Below are 14,509 nucleotides of genomic sequence, written 5' to 3'. Positions count from 1 at the left end.
ATGCAATTGGAGCGTGTTCGAATCGTCACAGGATTCTTTCCGAATGACACTTGTGAGAGGCCGTCCCCACGTTTTATGGTGATGGTGCCCCCGGCTCCGAGCGCGGACCTTTCTTGACATACACGCGAAAGTTGACTTCGGAATAGGAGGCGAAGATGCCAAATCCGCCCACGACGTTGCTCTTCGGCGTTTCGCGCTGCGAGTTGTCATCGAGCTGGCCCTGCATGTAGCGCGCGTAGGCTTCGTCCATTGCCAGCAGCCGTACTGTGTGCCAGCCGTAGTAGTTGAAGTACAACCAGGAGATGCGGCCGGACATGGGGTCAAAATCGGGCGTGAAGGCAATGTTGAAGCCAAAGGGTTCCTCCCGCTTTTCCAAATCTCCCTTGAAAATGTTGGCCGCGGTGGTGGTGTCGCGAATGATGTTGCTGAAGTCGTTGTTGTCGGCATCCGCGATCACCCGGTAGATGCTCACGCCCGGCAGCGGCGGCCAAAACAGGCTGAACAGCGGCGCGTCCGCGAAGCTCTTGCCGGAAACATACTCGACGGAATCGCCGCTCGCCAGCAGCGGCCGGTCGCCATAGCGCAGGCCGCGATTCGCTTCGAGCAGGCTGATTTGCGGCGGCACCGTGGTCTGCGCCGTTACGGTTTGGCCGAGTGCCGTCACCTGCAGTTCATAGGTCTGGCCGCCTGCCACGCGCAACGATTCCGGCGGCAGGAAATACACGCCGGGAGCTGCAGCGTGGTGACCCGGTGCGGCCGCATTTTCCCGCAGCGTGAGCCACCGGTCATTTAGCCGGCGCAGCCGCACCACGGCGCCGGCAATGCGCGAATTGGCGGCGTCGAACTGCGCTTCAATGGGAACCGTTCGGCTCACCACGATGCTGTCCACGCCGTTGCCCAGCCGGAGAAAGCCATTGACCACCAGCTTCTCTGCAAAGTTCGGCTCGCTCGGCTGCTCGCTGCAGGCGAACAAGAACGCCGCGGTCAACAGCAGGAGCAGAGCGGCAGCCGGAGTAGACTTCATTTGATCGTTCCTCATCAGCAAGAATCAAGCGGTCAACAGTCGAACCAGCGCGGCGCAAAGAACGCAAGGTGAGAATCAGATTGCCTGCGCACTTCGCGCCGTCGTGGCTCAGGTCTTTGCTCTTTGGCAAGGGTCAAGCTCAGGCAGGCGAACCCTCTCCTGCGGCGCGGGCGAGATAATCCAGCAAGTCGATGCGGGTGAGGATGCTCAGCGGCTTGCGCTCGTGATCCACGACCACCACGGCGTTGCTTTGCCGCAGCGACTCCTGCAGTGTGGAAATCGGCGTGTGCAGGCCCACCACCGCCACCTGCCGGTTCATACATTTCGAAACGATGGCATTGGCATCGCCCGCGCCCGAAGCCAGGAATTCCATGAGATCGCTTTCGGAAATCATGCCGACCAGCACGCCGCCGGAGGTGACCGGCAACTGCGAGATGCCCTGCTGGCGCATGACCGCCACCACGTCCCGCAGCGTCTGCACGTCTTCCGCGCAAATCAACGCGGGCCGCAGGGCATGCTGCGCCATGAGGTCACCGACTTTGCCGGTCAGCGCCGGAGATTCAAAGAAGCCGTTGTCGCGCATCCATTTGTTGTCGACGAATTTCGTCATGTAGTTGCGCACGCCATCGGGCAGCACCACCACGCAATTCTGGCCGGCTTTGAGTTTGGGCGCCTTTTGCAGCGCCGCATACATGACCGCGCCGCTCGAGCCGCCCACCAGCAGGCCTTCTTCCCGAATCAAGCGCCGCGCCAGCAGAAACGAATGCTGATCCGTGGTCTTCACCCACTCGTCAACCAGCTCGCGCTCCAACACCGCCGGCACGAAATCATAGCCGATGCCTTCGACTTTGTAAGTGCCGACCTCGCTGCCGCCGCCGAGAATGGAACCCACCGGGTCGGCGCCGACGATGAGGCACTTGGGGCAGACTTCCTTGATGCGTTTGGCCACGCCGGTGATCGAGCCGCCGGTGCCGGCGCCCATCACCACCATGTCGACTTGGCCGTCCAGGTCATCCAGGATTTCCTGGGCGGTTTCTTGATAATGCACGCGCGGGTTGTTGGGGTTGGCGTATTGGTCGAGAATGTGAGCGTTGGGCAATTCGGATTGCAGCCGCCGCGCCACGCTGAGGTGGCTCTCCGGAGAATCGAAGGCGGCCTCGGTGGGCGTGCGAATGATCTCGGCGCCCAGGGCCTCGAGCACGACTTGTTTTTCGCGGCTCATTTTTTCGGGCATGGTGATGATGACGCGGTAGCCGCGCACCGCGCCGGCCAGCGCAATGCCGATGCCGGTGTTGCCGCTGGTCGGCTCGATCAGCGTGTCGCCCGCTTTGATCCGGCCTTCCGCCTCTGCCGCTTCCACCATGCTGCGGCCGATGCGATCTTTGAGTGAGCCGCCGGGATTGAGAAACTCACACTTGGCATAGAGCCGGCACGCCAACTGCGAGCCAATGCGATGCAGTTTCACCATGGGCGTTTTGCCCACGACCTGCAGGATGTTGTCGAATAGCATGCTGTCCTCATGTTGCGGATTCCGGGCGCGCCGGGCGAAGCCGTGCGGGTTGATTTTGCTCGCGTCTGCCGAGTAGGCCGGCGGGCGGGCCCGTCAAAAACGTGCGATGATAGGAAAATCGCCGGCAAGAAGCAAGCGCGTCTTTGTGGCCGCGGGCGCGCCCGTTTCAAAAAACCTTCGGTAACAATATTTATGAGCCACTGCGCGCGCCGGCAAGCGGGAATTAAACGGTTGCATTTCGGGAGGTGATTGGTTATCATAGCGCCTGTTCCGGCGGCGGAGTCTGCGGCCTCCGCTGCGGCGCACAAATTTCGCGATCACCGTTTTTCAATACGAGGAGCTTTACCCGACATGAGCAGAAGTTCGCAGGATCTCGCGGTCATCGAAGAAGTCAAACATGCCCACCAGGCCATCGTCGCCGAAGTCAGCAAGGTCATCGTCGGCCAGCAGGAAGTGATCGAGCAGTTGTTGATTTCGCTGCTGGCCAACGGCCATTGTTTGCTCGTCGGCGTGCCCGGCCTCGCCAAGACCCTTCTCATCAGCACGCTGGCGCGCGTGCTCAAGCTCAAATTCAACCGGATTCAATTCACCCCGGACTTGATGCCCTCCGACATCACCGGCACGGAAATCATCGAAGAGGACGTCAGCACCGGCCGCAAGGCGTTCCGTTTCGTGCACGGGCCGGTGTTTGCGAACATTGTGCTCGCCGACGAGATCAACCGCACGCCGCCCAAAACCCAGGCAGCGCTGCTGCAGGCGATGCAGGAGCATGAAGTCTCCGCCGCCGGCCAGACGCACAAATTGCCGGAGCCGTTTTTCGTTTTGGCGACGCAGAACCCGATCGAGCAGGAAGGTACCTATCCGCTGCCCGAGGCGCAACTCGATCGCTTCATGTTCAACCTGTGGGTGGATTATCCCAGCCACGCAGAAGAAAAGCTGATCGTGAAGACCACCACCGGCGGCCGCGTCGCCGATCTGCATGCAATCCTGGAGGCGGAAAAGATCCTGGCGCTGCAACGGCTGGTGCGCGAAGTGCCGGTGGCCGACAATGTCGTGGATTATGCCGTCAATCTGGCGCGGCAAACGCGGCCGCATCAAAACGGCGCGCCGAAATTCATTCAGGACTGGATCAGTTGGGGCGCCGGCCCGCGCGCCTCGCAATATCTCGTGCTGGGCGCGAAAACGCGCGCGATTCTCGACGGCCGCCCGACGCCGGATATCGATGACATTCGCGCGGTGGCGCGGCCGGTGTTGCGCCATCGCCTGGTCACCAATTTCTCCGCGGAAGCCGAGGGCGTCACCACCGTACAGATCATCAACGACCTGATCAAGAACGGCCGTTGATTGCCCACCGCGCCTGCCGGTGATCGCGCCGGCGGGCATTGGCCCGCGCCACTGCAACCTGCATCGCAACCATGCCGACCGAACCGCTCTACAAAAAATATCTCAAAGCCACCACCATCTCGCGGCTGAAGAACATGCACCTGCGCGCGCGTTTGGTGGTGGAGGGCTTCATCACCGGCCTGCACCGCAGCCCCTACCACGGCTTCAGCGTCGAATTTGCCGAACACCGGCAATACATGCCAGGCGATGAAATCCGCCATCTCGACTGGAAAGTCTACGGCAAAACCGACCGCTTCTACGTCAAGCAATTCGAAGAGGAGACCAACCTCAAGAGCTACGTGGTGGTGGATCAGTCGGCGTCGATGGGACTCGCGCCCAGCGGCGGCGTGAGCAAGTTTCAATACGCCAGCTTTCTCGCCGCCGCCCTGAGCTATCTCATGATTCACCAGCGTGATGCCGTGGGCCTGACGTTGTTCAATCAGAAAATCACGCAGCACCTGCCGCCGCGCTCGGTGATGAGCTACCTCACCCGGCTGCTGAGCACGCTGGAAAATGCCCAGCCGGGCGGCCACGCCGATTGGGCCAGTTCGCTGCATCAAGTCGCCGAACAAATCAAGCGCCGCGGCCTGGTGATTTTGCTCTCGGATTTCCTGCCGCGCGATCTCGACAACGAACCGAAACAGATTCTCACCGGCCTCAAGCATTTTCGCCATCGCCATCACGAAGTGCTGGCGTTTCAGGTGCTCGACCGGCGGGACTATCGCTTCGACTTTCGCGACGACGCCATCTTCGAAGACGTGGAATCCGGTGTGCGCCTGCCGACCCAGCCGCTGCACATCCGCGCCGCGGTGCAAAAGGAAATCGACGAGTACCTCGCCTGGTTCAAGCGCCAATGCCGCGAGAACCGCATCGACTACACGCTGCTCGACACCGCCACCACCTTCGATCAGGGCTTGATGGCGTACCTGTTGAAGCGAAAACACCTGGGGTAGGTGGTGGGGCGTGGGTGGCAGGTGGTAGGTGATAGCTCGTGACGGCAAATACTGCCTGACAACTGGTAGCTGGGAGACAGCCCGTGAACGGAGCGCTAGGTTCAGGAACAAGCGACCAGCATCCTGTATCAAGTATCAAGTATCCAGCATGACAATCTTCCTCCTCTGGCTGGCAGTCATTCTTTTTCTCCTCACGTGTTATCTCGCTTACCTGTGGTGGCATCCCGCCCGGCGCTCACACTTTCAAGTGCGCTTGACCACCCTTTTTCTGCTGTTCGCGATGGTGCCCAGCGTGCCGCTGTTGTTTGCCGTCAGCTCGCTCGCCACCAGCACCATCGACATGCTGCTGGTTCCCGAAGTCGAAGCGACCATGCTCGCCGCGATGCAGGCCATGAAGCAGCAGTCTGAAGAGCGCGCCGCCCGGCTCGTGGCCGCGGCGCAGCAGGAGCCTGCCACCGCCGAAATGCTGGGCCGCTGGCAATTCGACTATTATCTCACCTGGCGCAAAACCGGCGACGAGCTGCAACTCAGCCAGGCCGTGGCCCGCGATGAAGCGGCGCGCGCGCTGGCCATGACCTTCACGCCCGAACGGATCAGCGAAAGCTGGGGCCAGCGCGACAGCGAATTGCTGGCGCAGGCAGGCGCGCGGCCGACGCATTGCCGCGTGTGGCTGCCGGCGAGTGCAGGGGAGATGGCATTGGTGGGTTTTGCCGTGGCCCCGGAGATCACGCTGACCAAGGAACGGTTGACCCAAGCCTTGCGCGTGTACAATTCCCTTGCGATGATCAAAGAGCGCGCGTTGCAGGGTGAGTTGATATGGGGAGGGGCCGCCGCGATGATTCTGGTGTTGTGCCTGCTCTCCGTGCTGGCCGCGCGCGTGCTGTCGCAGCGGTTGAGCCGGCCGCTGGAACAGCTCACGCATGCCAGTTTACAGGTGGCCAGCGGCAATTTGCAGGTGCAAGCCGAAGCTACGGCGAAAGATGAAATCCGCCAGCTTGTCGATTCCTTCAACCACATGATCAACGAACTGCGCACCAGCCGGGAGAAGCTGGTAATCACCGAGCGTCTCGCCGCCTGGCGGGAAGTGGCGCGCCAGGTGGCGCATGAGATCAAAAACCCGCTCACGCCGATTCAGCTCGGACTCTATCGCGTGCGCCAGCGTTTGGATGAAGCGGTTGTCTCGCAAACCGCGGTGCAGGAATCGTTTCAGAGCATTGAAGAAGAATTGGCCAGTTTGCGCCATCTCGCCGAGGCGTTTTCCGAGTTTGCGCGTTTGCCCAAAGCGGAATTGCAGCCGGGCAATTTGAATGAAGTGGTTCAACTGACGGCGCGATTGTTTCAAGGCGCGGGCGGCGAGATTCAGATCAAAACCGATCTGGCGCCGGATATTCCGCCGCGGCCGTTCGACCGCGAGCAAATCAAGCGCTTGTTGAACAATCTGATCAAGAATGCGCTGGAAGCGAGCCTCGCGCCCACCGGCACGATTACGATCAGCACGCGGCGCGCAGACGACAAAGTCCGCTTGACCATTGCAGATCAAGGTCCCGGACTTTCTCCGGAAATGCTGGAGAAAATCTTCGAGCCGAATTTCAGCACCAAACGCGGCGGCGCCGGCTTGGGATTGACGATGGTCAAGAGAATCGTCGAAGAACATGGCGGAACGATCGCGGTGGAAAGCGCGGCGGGGAAGGGGACGGCATTTACCATCATCGTTTAGCCCGCGGTGTAAGCCGCTTGGGCAGGAAATGTGTGATGGGCAGGATTTGAGCTTCGTCATGTCTTCGCAGGCAGAGACGCCAAGCCGGCCGAGTATGACGGCCCGGCTCTCGCCACTCGCGCTGCGGCTCTGCCGTCAAGCAACCGCCCCGGCACAGGGGCGGTGTTGCCGTATTCGATGAAGACTTCCCACAGCGGTTACTTCCCCCTCACCTCGGTTCCGTCATCCTCATCCGGTGGGCCGCCACCATGGCCTCGTCGTTCTCCGAACTCTGCAGCGGCAGCGTGAGACGCAACTGCGTGCCGCCATGGGGCAGGGCCACCACTTCCGCGGCGCCGCCACATTGCTTGATCACCTGATACAGCTTCCACAAACCCAAACCGGAATGCGGCGCGCCCTTGGTCTTGAAGAACGGCAGAAACACCTTGGTAACGTCCTCCAGCGGAATGCCGCGGCCATTGTCGGTCATCAGCATCCGGACTCTGGCAACCGAGGGCAGCGTCTCGACGGCAATGGTGATTTGCGTGGCTTCCGCTTCAATGGAGTTCAACACGGCTTCGTCGAGCGCGTTGCGAAATTTGGAAATCACCGCCACCGGCAGCGGCTGCGGCATGGCCGCCAGGCGGAAGGTGATCTTGTCGCTCCAGCGCTGCTCCAGGCCGCGCAACTCCTGGCGCAAATCCGTGGTGATCACCGGCTGCTTGACGAGATAGGCGCTGCAATCGATCAACTGGCGGATGACTTTGCTCATGTCGTGAATCGCGCCCTGCACCCAGGCGATGGCGCGCGCAGATTCGGCATTGGCAAGCTGGGCCAGCTCGGTTTTCAACACGTCGATGTAGCCCTGGATGCCGGCGAGTTTGTTGTTCAACACGTCGCCCATGCCGGCCATCAAGTCGATCATGGCGAGCTGCTTTTCATTCTCGATGAGCTTGGCCTCCAGCTCTTTGCGCTCATCGATGTTTTCGCAGGTGAGGATGAGGAAATGCAGGCGGCCCGCGCTGTCATTGACATGGTCGGAATGCACCTGGCAAACGAAGCGCTTGCCGCTTTGGTGCAAGCCCATGAGATCGATTTCGGCCTTCTGGCCCGCGAGCGCTTCCCACACCGCGTCACGCTTGAGCAGCGGACTGGAAAGCAGGGCGTGCAGCTCGCGGCCGCGCATCTCCTCGGCGGAAAAGCCGAACAATTCCTGCGCGGCACGATTGACTTCGACGATCAGGCCGCGGGCATCCAACACCAGCAGGCCGATGGGCAGCGATTCCTTGACGGTGGCGAGAAACGAGTGCGTCTCCTGCAAGCGGGTGGTTTTCTCGGCCACCGCCTGTTCCAGCTCGCGTTCGCGCGCGCGCACCTGATGCACGCGGAAACGGAAGCCGCCATAGATCAATCCCGCGAACAACACGGCACAGCCGGCGAAGAAGGCGGTGGTCTCATAGAATTCCGGTTTCACCGCAAAAGCGAAGCGGGCGGTATCGGCGGAGGACAGGCCCAAAGCGTTTTGGCCGCGCACCAGGAGCTGGTATTGTTTCGGCGCCAGGTTGGTGTAGCGAATTTCGCGTTCGGCGCCCAGGTCCTTCCAGTCGCTGTCGAAACCCTGCAGCATCACGAAATTGCGATTGGCGTTTTCGTTGAGAAAAGAGAGTGTGCCCAGCCTGAAATTCAACACGTTCGCATCGCTGGAAGTCATGGCCACGGCATCGAAGCGGTGAAACAGTCTGCCCTGCCATTCCAACGCAAGAATGTCCACGCGCGGCGGCACGGAGCGAAAGGGCACGGCGTGCACGTTCACGCGCGAAGCGCCGGCGATAGTGCCGAACCACATCCAACCCTGCCGGTCGAGCAGGGCGGCGCGGGTGTTGCATTCATTGTCGGCGAGGCCGGCGGCAGCGTTGAGATATGCATACGTGGAATTTTGCTGGTAAGCAACGCCGTCATTCGTGCCGAACCACAGGCGCTGCCGGCCGTCTTCGGCAATGAAGTAAATGGTCCGGCTCGGCAAACCATCGCTGGCATCGATGACTTTGAAGCCATCGTTTTCACAGTGCAAGGCGCCGCCGAAGCGCGTGCCGAACCAGAGCGCGCCAGTGTGATCTTCGCAAATGCAATAGATGGTGGGCGCGACCAGATTTTCGAAATGGTCAAACACATGCGGCTGGCCGTTGGCATCGCGCATGAACAAGCCGGCATCGGTTGCCATCCACAAGCGGCCGCGGCGATCCAGGTGAATCTGCGTGACCGAGTTGTGCGGCAGTCCCTGCGCTGTGGTGAAGGACTCGAAGCGCTCATTGTGATAACGAATCGCGCCACCGCCGGCGCTGCTGAACCATACTTCGCCGTTGGGGGCACAAAGCACGTGGCGTAAACTGCCGTGGGGCAGGCCGTCTTCGCGTTCGGTGAATTTGCGCCAGCTTCCGTTGCGCCAGCGCGCTGCCCCGCCATTGGTGGCCACCCAAATGTCGCCGGAGGGTGATTGCGCCAGACCGTGCACGAAGTTGTCCGGCAGCACGGTGCGGGCATCAAAGACGGTGACCGTATCGCGGGCCACGACCGCCAGTCCGCCGCCGCCTGTGCCGATCCACACCCGGCCGTTGCGATCTTCCAGAAAGCTGTAGACGACATTGACCGGCAGCCCGACCTCGCGCGTGTAGTTCTGGATGTTCCATCCGAATATTTTGCCGGCGCCGGCGCCGATGGTGCCGACCCAGATGTTGTTCTCATAATCGACCAGCAGGGTGCGCACAAAGTTGTTGGGCAGGCCGTGCCGGGTTTCATAATGCACGAAGCTGCGGCCATCGAACTTGCTCAAGCCCGAACGCGTGCCGATCCACAAATTGCCGACGTGATCCGCCGCGAGCGCATAGATATTTTCATCCCGCGGCTGCACCGGCGTGAAAACGGATTCGAGGCGGTGCTGCTGCAGCCGGTAGAGGCCACCGCTGGTGCCGATCCACAGCGTGCTGTCCGGCGTGAACAACAGCTCGCGCACGAAGTCATCTTGCAGCGTTTGTGTTTCCGGCGCCACCACCAGTTGGCCCGCTTGCAACAGGTAGATGCCGTCGCCCGTGCCAGCCCAGAGTTGACGATCGGGCGCGATCACGATCGTGCGCACCACCGTATCGGCGCTGGTGTCAGCGAATGGATACTTGGTGAAAGTCAATGCCGGCCGCTCCTGCCGGGCCGTGGCGATTTTGTCGGGCACGACACCCCGGCACAGTCCGTTGCTGGTGCCGACCCAGAGATTGCCTTGGTCATCCTCCCGCAGGCTGAAAATTTGATTGGACGGCAGGCCCTCACGCGTGGTGAAGTTGAAGATGGTTTCTCCGGGCGTGAGACAGGAGAGGCCATTTTCGGTGCCGATCCACAAATTATTCCATCGATCCTGCACGATCGCGCGCACCGAGGCATGCGCCAGCCCGGCCTCGACTGAGAAATGTTTCATGCGGCTGCCGTCGTAGCGCGCCACGCCGTTTTCATACGTGCCAAACCAAATGTACCCCTGCCGATCCTGATAGATCTCGATGATTTCGCTTTGCGGCAGGCCCTGCGCCGTGCCGTATTTGTGAATCTGCAGCATCTGCGCGGTGCTGTAGCCGGGCAGCAGAGCCGACACCAGCGCAGCCAGCAGCGGGAGAAGCGCGTGGGTTTTCATGAGGGACCTTGCACGATCAGAATGAGAGCATGCGGTGCGCTCAATGCACCGGCAGGCGTTCCGGCACAGCGGGCAGCACGAGCGTCTCGAACAGGTGCCGGGTGACATGGGCAATGGTTTCGTAGGCTTGTTGGTGCGTGGCGATTTTGTGCGTGAGCACGGCCAGCACCACCGGTTTGCGCTGGGCCTGCCCGATGATGGCGCAATCATGATCGATGGCGGTAATCGAGCCGGTTTTGTTGGCCACCCAAAAACCCGGCGGCACACCCGCGGGAATGTTTTGTCTGAATTTTTGCTCCTGCAGAATCGCAATCATCGCCTCACAACCGGCGGGACTGGCGGCGCGGCCTTCGGCAATGGCCTGCAGGCAGAGCATGAGCGCGAGGGCATTGGTGCGATTGTTCATACCCCGCTCGTAGGCTTTGAGATCTTCCACGCCGCGCAGCACGTGCAGCTCATGAATGCCGAGGCGATGCAGCGTTTGCATGACGCTGTCGGCCCGCACCAGTTCGATCAGCAGGTTGGTGGCGAGATTGCTGCTCACCGTGATCATCTGGCGGACAAGCTCGCGGATGGCCATTTTGCCGCCGAGCGCGACGTAGAGGGAATCATCGCTGTCCTCTCCCAAGTCCAGGCGGTAGGGCGAGCCATCGACGATGCTGGTGAACTGATTGCGCACGGCAAGCGAATCGCTGAGTTGGAATTTTCCCGACTCCGCCTGGCGGAAGACTTCGATCATCACCGCGACCTTCATCGTGCTCGCGGCATGCAGCATGGTCTTTTCGTTGAAAAAGTACTCGCGGCCGGTTTCCAAATCGCGCAGGGCCACGCAGATTTCTGCCTGCAGGCTGTCGGTGAGCTGTTGGAAATAACGGTCCAGCTCGGCGCGAGTGTCGGCGTGAAGGGGGCTGGGCATGGGCGTCAGGGCAGCGCCGGGGCCGGCGGCGATTGCGCACGGCCACGCGCACAGGGCGATGAGTGCGGTCAACAGGAATGAGAGCGGCATGGCTTGAAAGAAAGTGTCCCGCCACAGTTCCGGCAGGGAACCAAAAGCGGGACGCGGTTCACTTCAGCTTCATGAGGATTTCACGGCTTTGGGGAAAACGGCCGGTGTCATGCTTCGAATAGAGCAAACGGCCGTCCTGCTTCACGTCAAAAATGCCGTGGCTGCCTTCGATCAACTCGACGGCAGCCTGAGGGAAATGCGATCTAATCTCGCGCTCCAAACTGGAGGCTTGCGGCCAGTAGTTTCACTGCACGCAGTATTCGATGGAAATTCTCATCTCTCCGTCGTTCCCTTACAAAAGATGGTACTTCTGCTCCCGCTACTCCTACTCTTACTCCTACTCTTACTCTTACTCTTACTCTTACTCTTACTCTTACTCTTACTCTTACTCTTACTCTTACTCTTACTCTTACTCCTACTCTTACTCCTACTCTTACTCGAATCTCGACGATCAAAAGCGAGTAGGAGTAGGAGTAAGAGTAGGAGTAAGAGTAGGAGTCGGAGCGACCATCATCTCCCAGAGCAGGGCACGCGTCAGGCGTACACTTCCTCCAGCGGTTCTTCTTCGGTGACACGCGGCCGGACGGCTCTGCCGTTGCCGCTGCCGATCAGGTTTTCGGGATTGAGCGCCAGCAGCTCCGGAATCACGAATTTGCCGTCGCGGCGCACGAGCACATCATCGCAGTAGATCTGGCCGCCGCCGTACTCGGGCGTTTGAATCATCACCAGGTCCCAGTGCACCTGGCTGCGATTGCCGTTGTCGGCGTGCTCGTAGGCGTTGCCGGGAGTGAAATGGAACGAGCCGGCGATCTTCTCATCGAAGAGAATGTCAAGCATCGGCTTGGTGATGTAGGGGTTGAAGCCGAAGGAAAATTCGCCGATGTAACGCGCGCCCTCGTCGGTGTCGAGAATCTCATTGAGGCGGGCGGTTTTGTCGGCCGTGGCTTTGACAATCCTGCCGTTCTCGAAGGTGAACTCGATGTCGGAGAAGGCCACGCCTTGATGGATCGTCGGCGTGTTGAAGTGAATGCGGCCGTTGACCGAATCGCGCACCGGCGCCGTAAAACACTCGCCGTCGGGGATGTTGAACTCACCGCCGCACGGCACGGCGGGAATGCCCTTGATGCTGAATTCCAAATCGGTGCCCGGCCCGACGAGACGCACGCGGTCGGTGCGCTCCATGAATTCCTTGAGCGCCTGCATGGCGTGCGACATGCGGCCGTAGTCCATCGTGCACACGTCGAAGTAGAAATCCTCGAAGGCCTCGCTGCTCATGCCCGCCTGCTGAGCCATGGCGGAATTGGGATAGCGCAACACCACCCATTTGGTCTTCAGGCGAATGTCATGGTGCACCGGCTGAAAGATGTGGCGCTGCAAATGCCGCATGTTGAGCGCCGGCACGTCCGACATTTCGCAAATGTTGTGGCTGCCGCGCACGCCGATGTAGGCGTCCATCTTGGCCATGCGGTATTTTTCGATGTCGCCCAGCAGCTTGAAGGCATCCTCGCCATACTTGCGGTACATCTGGCGCAACACCTGATTGTGCTTGGTCTCGACAATCGGCAGGGCGCCGCATTGCACTGCCGCGGCAATCAGTTCGGTGACGAATATCTCCGGAACATCATAGGCTTCGATCAAAACCCGTTCCCCTTTCTGGAGACGGGTGGAGTGACGCGTGAGAACCTCCGCCAACCGTGCTAGTCTTGGGTCTTTCATAGCATTCCGCCAATGTTGAAGTTCGTGATGCCAGTCGCGCAATGCCGAAATCATTGAATTAGTGGCATCTGGCAGAACGACCGGCAAATATATTAAATGATTGCTAGATTGTCAACAACGGGCCGGGGCGTTGCCTGCTTGCGACTGGTCGAAAAACAGCCGACTATTAGTAGACGCTTGGCAACGATCCTGCGAACATTTTTTCTGCATCCGCATCTTCGCTGGAAATGTTTCTGCAACCGCTTGGCTGTTGCAGCAAAATCACCAGAGTCTCCCAGCCGTTGATTTGGAAACCTGGGCGTAACCGAGGGTGAAACATTCCCGAACGCAGACCTGGTCAAATTGTACACTCAACCTGGCAATCTGCGGAGATGATTTTACGTTTCCGGCAGGCCGGGGGGGTAGACTTCTGTTCTCGATCACGCAACCTGCTTTTCGCCGGCAAATCGTTTATCGGCAGGTGCGACCGGTTGCGGCTAATTAAGTCTGTCTGCAATCGCGAATTCTCGAGAAGCTGCTCCTGCCGCGGGAGCTGTTTGGCCTGCGGGATGGCCATGTTTTGATTGCGGACTGCTCAGAAGATTTTTCGAACCGGCTTACCGGCAGAGGCATGAGGCCTCGGCCAGAACGCTTTATGGATGAAGAGGAGTTCCCATGTTCGTTTCCGGTGCGCTCGTTTCGTTGAACCGGCCGCGGTGCCGCTTTGCCCGGCGGGGCAGGAAGCACACGGCGACAGGCGTGTGGCAGGGAGCGGTGCTTCTCGCTTTCGTATTCCTGCCGCTCGCGCCCGTGGCTGCCCAAAACTTCCCATCGCACGACCCTTTCAACGCGCAATTGTTGGTGGATGATCAACTGCGCTATCGCACCGTCTCCGGGCACAATGTGTTCGGCGAGGCCATGGTCACGATCACGCATGATCGGGCCGCCGGCGTCATTCACGTCACCGAAGCCACAACGGGATTGTTTGCGCGCTCCACCACCTTCACGTTGCGCGCCGATTCGACGCTTGGTCCGGTGAACAGCCACACGATCGTGTTCGATGATGAATTGACGCGGGAAGTCCGGTTGCGCTACGACGGTCGCGCCGTCACCGGCGTGGTGAAACGGCCGGAGGTTCTCGGCGGCGATGTGACCATCAACCGCCGCCTCTCTCCCGGAGCCGCGGATGTGTACGCCGTGCATTATCTCCTGCGCACTGGCCGGCTGGCTGTGGGCCGTACTCTCACTTTCCCGATTTTCGACGCCATGGAAAATGAGGAAACCATCGCACGCGCCTGGGTGGTGCGCACCGAAGAGGTGTCGGTTCCCGCGGGTTCGTTCCACTGCTATCGCGTCGAAGGATTTTCCGGCAAAGCGCGCTGGATTCTGCTGCTGGAGAGCGCAGCACCGCACCGCATCATTAAACAGATTCTGCCCACCGCTCATTTGACTTTCGAATTGGTCGAAGTCGCCGCCACCTTTTGAGCGCGATCGTCTCCTGCTGGTGCGCCACCCGGCCAATCATCCCGGTGGCGCACCGCTTTTCTCTCCACGCACCGTCGCGACGCT

9 protein-coding genes and 1 pseudogene are annotated in these 14,509 nt (G+C 60.4%); 4 read left to right on the top strand and 6 right to left on the bottom strand.

Annotation, left to right across the window (positions count from 1 at the left end; genetic code table 11):
* Positions 1–73 precede the first annotated feature (73 nt).
* Entirely contained in the window at positions 74–1,024 is a 951-nt protein-coding gene (locus tag L6R21_01745) for a DUF4249 domain-containing protein (protein ID MCK6557894.1), read from the bottom strand.
* Between the two features lie 139 nt (positions 1,025–1,163).
* Positions 1,164–2,534 (bottom strand): cystathionine beta-synthase, encoded by a 1,371-nt coding sequence (locus L6R21_01740; protein MCK6557893.1) that lies wholly within the window; start codon positions 2,532–2,534, stop codon positions 1,164–1,166.
* A 351-nt stretch (positions 2,535–2,885) separates the two neighbouring features.
* Between L6R21_01740 and L6R21_01735 the strand changes: the two genes are divergently transcribed.
* From L6R21_01735 to L6R21_01725, 3 genes are all read left to right on the top strand, one after another.
* Positions 2,886–3,878 carry a MoxR family ATPase gene (locus L6R21_01735; protein ID MCK6557892.1) on the top strand — a complete coding sequence of 331 codons (993 nt, stop codon included), beginning with the start codon at positions 2,886–2,888 and terminating at the stop codon, positions 3,876–3,878.
* A 71-nt stretch (positions 3,879–3,949) separates the two neighbouring features.
* Entirely contained in the window at positions 3,950–4,870 is a 921-nt protein-coding gene (locus L6R21_01730) for a DUF58 domain-containing protein (GenBank protein ID MCK6557891.1), read from the top strand.
* 148 nt (positions 4,871–5,018) lie between these two features.
* Positions 5,019–6,587 carry an ATP-binding protein gene (locus L6R21_01725; GenBank protein MCK6557890.1) on the top strand — a complete coding sequence of 523 codons (1,569 nt, stop codon included), beginning with the start codon at positions 5,019–5,021 and terminating at the stop codon, positions 6,585–6,587.
* A gap of 208 nt (positions 6,588–6,795) precedes the next feature.
* On the opposite strand, the gene L6R21_01720 is transcribed toward L6R21_01725, so the two are convergent.
* The 4 genes and pseudogenes from L6R21_01720 to L6R21_01705 form a co-directional block, all read right to left on the bottom strand.
* Positions 6,796–10,239, bottom strand: a complete 3,444-nt coding sequence (locus L6R21_01720) for a PAS domain S-box protein (GenBank protein ID MCK6557889.1) — start codon at positions 10,237–10,239, stop codon at positions 6,796–6,798.
* A gap of 40 nt (positions 10,240–10,279) precedes the next feature.
* A complete protein-coding gene (locus L6R21_01715; protein ID MCK6557888.1) occupies positions 10,280–11,155 on the bottom strand; it encodes a class A beta-lactamase-related serine hydrolase in 876 nt (291 codons plus the stop codon).
* 148 nt (positions 11,156–11,303) lie between these two features.
* Positions 11,304–11,465 carry an Rdx family protein gene (locus L6R21_01710; protein ID MCK6557887.1) on the bottom strand — a complete coding sequence of 54 codons (162 nt, stop codon included), beginning with the start codon at positions 11,463–11,465 and terminating at the stop codon, positions 11,304–11,306.
* Between the two features lie 386 nt (positions 11,466–11,851).
* Positions 11,852–12,961, bottom strand: a pseudogene (locus L6R21_01705) (aminopeptidase).
* 654 nt (positions 12,962–13,615) lie between these two features.
* Here L6R21_01705 and L6R21_01700 point away from each other — a divergent pair.
* Positions 13,616–14,425: a DUF3108 domain-containing protein gene (locus L6R21_01700; GenBank protein ID MCK6557886.1), complete on the top strand. Its 810-nt coding sequence runs from the start codon at positions 13,616–13,618 to the stop codon at positions 14,423–14,425.
* Positions 14,426–14,509 lie beyond the last annotated feature (84 nt).

It is taken from the genome of bacterium (assembly GCA_023150945.1).
GTDB lineage: Bacteria > Zhuqueibacterota > Zhuqueibacteria > Zhuqueibacterales > Zhuqueibacteraceae > Coneutiohabitans.
Note: the sequence above shows the minus strand (reverse complement) of the source record. Positions and strands in the feature narration are given on the sequence as shown.

What these genes read in the sequence shown, in the direction of transcription:
- L6R21_01745 (MCK6557894.1), bottom strand. Translation starts at nt 1,024, where the DNA reads ATGAAGTCTACTCCGGCTGCCGCTCTGCTCCTGCTGTTGACCGCGGCG.
- L6R21_01740 (MCK6557893.1), bottom strand. Translation starts at nt 2,534, where the DNA reads ATGCTATTCGACAACATCCTGCAGGTCGTGGGCAAAACGCCCATGGTG.
- L6R21_01735 (MCK6557892.1), top strand. Translation starts at nt 2,886, where the DNA reads ATGAGCAGAAGTTCGCAGGATCTCGCGGTCATCGAAGAAGTCAAACAT.
- L6R21_01730 (MCK6557891.1), top strand. Translation starts at nt 3,950, where the DNA reads ATGCCGACCGAACCGCTCTACAAAAAATATCTCAAAGCCACCACCATC.
- L6R21_01725 (MCK6557890.1), top strand. Translation starts at nt 5,019, where the DNA reads ATGACAATCTTCCTCCTCTGGCTGGCAGTCATTCTTTTTCTCCTCACG.
- L6R21_01720 (MCK6557889.1), bottom strand. Translation starts at nt 10,239, where the DNA reads ATGAAAACCCACGCGCTTCTCCCGCTGCTGGCTGCGCTGGTGTCGGCT.
- L6R21_01715 (MCK6557888.1), bottom strand. Translation starts at nt 11,155, where the DNA reads ATGCCCAGCCCCCTTCACGCCGACACTCGCGCCGAGCTGGACCGTTAT.
- L6R21_01700 (MCK6557886.1), top strand. Translation starts at nt 13,616, where the DNA reads ATGTTCGTTTCCGGTGCGCTCGTTTCGTTGAACCGGCCGCGGTGCCGC.